This is a genomic window from Streptomyces sp. PU-14G (genome assembly GCF_041028275.1).
Taxonomy (GTDB): Bacteria; Actinomycetota; Actinomycetes; order Streptomycetales; family Streptomycetaceae; genus Streptomyces.
Genome location: NZ_JASKYT010000631.1, coordinates 1 through 2,552, shown reverse-complemented (window position 1 = coordinate 2,552; position 2,552 = coordinate 1). Strand labels below are relative to the sequence as shown.

Annotated in this window: 3 protein-coding genes and 1 pseudogene; 1 reads left to right on the top strand and 3 read right to left on the bottom strand. The window is 74.3% G+C overall.

Translation table 11 applies throughout. The annotated features are described in order from the left end of the window. Positions 1-693, bottom strand: a 693-nt coding sequence (locus tag AB8Z75_RS34230) for an amidase (RefSeq protein WP_369208934.1), incomplete at its 3' end; no start/stop codon positions are given. Beyond that, a complete protein-coding gene (locus AB8Z75_RS34225; protein ID WP_369208932.1) occupies positions 680-919 on the bottom strand; it encodes a hypothetical protein in 240 nt (79 codons plus the stop codon). The genes AB8Z75_RS34225 and AB8Z75_RS34230, both read right to left, overlap by 14 nt. Positions 920-1,033: 114 nt before the next feature. Between AB8Z75_RS34225 and AB8Z75_RS34220 the strand changes: the two genes are divergently transcribed. Continuing rightward, a complete protein-coding gene (locus tag AB8Z75_RS34220) occupies positions 1,034-2,050 on the top strand; it encodes an MBL fold metallo-hydrolase (protein ID WP_369208930.1) in 1,017 nt (338 codons plus the stop codon). On the opposite strand, the pseudogene AB8Z75_RS34215 reads toward AB8Z75_RS34220, so the two are convergent. Then, positions 1,939-2,552: pseudogene (locus AB8Z75_RS34215) on the bottom strand (hypothetical protein); the annotation flags it as partial. The gene AB8Z75_RS34220 and the pseudogene AB8Z75_RS34215 sit on opposite strands and share 112 nt — an antisense overlap.

Genomic DNA, 2,552 nt, shown 5'->3' with positions numbered 1-2,552 from the left:
GTCCGCGTCGGGGCCGGCCAGGGCCGCCAGAACAAGGCCCGCGTCCTCCACGGTGCGGGTGACGGGGCCGACGTGGTCCAGTGACCACGACAGCGGCGTCACCCCGGTGCGAGGCACGAGCCCGTAGGTGGGCTTGAGCCCGACGACGCCGTTGAGCGCGGCGGGCACCCGGATCGATCCGCCGGTGTCCGTTCCCAGAGCGAAGGTCGCCGAGCCCGCGGCCACGGCGACGGCCGAGCCGCCGCTGGATCCGCCGGCGACCCGCTCCCGGTTCCAGGCGTTGCGGGTCTGCGGCGTGGTCAGTCCGTAGGCGAACTCGTGGGTGTGGGTCTTGCCGACGAGGACCGCGCCGGCCGCCGCCAGGCGCGCGGCGACCGCGCTGTCGGATCCGGCGCGGTGGCCGGCTCGCACCCGCGAACCGGCCCCGGTGGGCACCCCGGCCACGTCGATCAGGTCCTTCACCCCCATGGGCACACCGTGCAGCGGCCCCCGCAGGCGGCCTGCGGCGATCTCCCGCTCGGCCTCGTGCGCGGTGCGGAGCGCCCGTTCCGCCGTCACGGTGGCGTAGGCGCCCACCAGGGGTTCGGTGTGGTCGAGGCGGTCGAGCACCGCCTCGGTCAGTTCGACGGGGGAAAGCCGCCGGGTCCTTATCGCCTCCGCGGCGGCGGCCAGGGACAGTTCATGCGCGCGCATCGGGCAGCCCCTCTCGCACGTCTGCCCGTGCCCGCAGGCGGTAGGCGGGCGCGGGAAGCGTGTCGGCGAAGTCGATCTCGTGGAGGACCGAGACGACGGTGTGGATGTGCTGGGCGGTGGCCGCGACCTCGGCATGGCGGGCCGCGGCGAGCGGCAGTCCGGAACGGTCGGCCCAGCGGGCCGCCTCCCGCGGGGTGAGCACGTCGGTGAGCACGTCGGTGGGCATGGAGGCTCCTTTCGTTCTTGAATCCCTAAAAGCGAAGACTTTGCTTTAGAGGACTGTAGAGCCTACGGTGAGTTAACGCAAAGATTTTGCGTTTGAGGGAGAAGGGAACACCCCATGTCCACCGACGCGCTCACCACGCCCCCGGCCGGCAGCCCCGACGCCCCGCACACCGGTCCCTCATGGTCCGTGGGTGACCTCCTCGTCCACCGGATCGACGAGGTCGCACTGCCCCCCGCCACCGGGCCCTGGCTGCTGCCGGACGCCACCGCGGACGTCGTCGCCCGACAGGAGTGGCTACGCCCCGACTTCGCCGACCGCTCGGGCGTCCTGCGCCTGGACAGCCACAGCTTCGCGCTCATCGCGGGCGGCCTCCGCGTCCTCGTCGACACTGGCATCGGCAACGGCAAGCAGCGCGCCAACCCCGCGTGGCACGAGCTGCGCACCGACTACCCGCGGCGCCTCGCCGACGCCGGCTTCTCCCCCGACTCGGTGGACCTGGTCGTCCTCACCCACCTGCACACCGACCACGTCGGCTGGAACACCCGGGCCCGGGACGACGGCACCTGGGCCCCCACCTTCCCCCACGCCCGCTACCTGGTCTCCCGCCGGGAGAGGGAGTTCTGGGCCGGATACGCCATGGACGAGCCGCGGCGGCAGATGTTCCGCGACTCGGTGCACCCCATCGAGCAGGCGGGCCTCCTCGACCTCGTCGACGTCCCCGCGGAAGGCACCGAAGTCGCCCCCGGGCTCCGCCTGCTGCCCGCGCCCGGGCACACCCCGGGACACGTGGCCGTGGAGGTGAGCAGCCGCGGCGAGACGGCGCTGATCACCGGGGACGCTGTCCACCACCCCGTGCAGTTCGCCCACCCGGCCCTCGGCAGCTGCGTGGACATCGACCCGCGGCAGGCCGAAGCCACACGCCGCTCCCTGCTCGCCTCGTCAGCTGCCTCCGGCGCCCTCCTCCTCGGCACCCACTTCCCGCCGCCCACCGGCGGGCGCGTGCGGGCGCACGGCGACACCTACCGGCTGGAGCCCGTCGCCCCGGCGCCCGGGGCGCGTCGCGTGCGGACGTCGGACACGGCCACCGGCAGCCCGGTGCGGCGCGAGGTGTCGCAGGCTTCGGCGACGTAGAGGGCCTCGAGGGCTTCGGCGGCCGAGCACGGGTTGGCGGCGCGCCCGGCGGCAACGTCCACGAAGGCGGCGAGTTCGGTGACGTAGGCGTCGTGGAAACGCTCCAGGAACGTGGCGTACGGGGTGCCGCGCTCCCACGTCAGCCCCGGCGCCCCCGGTCCCGGACCTGTCCCGGGAGCTGTCTCCTGACCCGCCGGGCCCGGTCCCGGCCCTGCCCCCGGACCCGCCGGGTCCGATCCCGGCCCTGCCCCCGGACCCGCCGGATGCGGTCCGGGCAGACCCGGCTCGGCGGTGGGCAGCGGGGCGCGGTCGTCGAGGCCGACGATCCGGGTGTCCCGCGAACCGCACACCTCCAGGCGGACGTCGTAGCCCGCACCGTTGTAGCGGGTGGCGGTGACGGTGGCGAGGTCGTCTCCGTCTTCGCGGCCCGTGACCCAGCGCAGGATGTCGAAGTCGTGGATGCCGCAGTCCCGGAACAGGCCGCCGGAGGTGGGAATGTAGG

Excerpts from the sequence above, each read along its gene's own strand:
- AB8Z75_RS34225 (WP_369208932.1), bottom strand. The coding sequence starts at position 919 with ATGCCCACCGACGTGCTCACCGACGTGCTCACCCCGCGGGAGGCGGCC.
- AB8Z75_RS34220 (WP_369208930.1), top strand. The coding sequence starts at position 1,034 with ATGTCCACCGACGCGCTCACCACGCCCCCGGCCGGCAGCCCCGACGCC.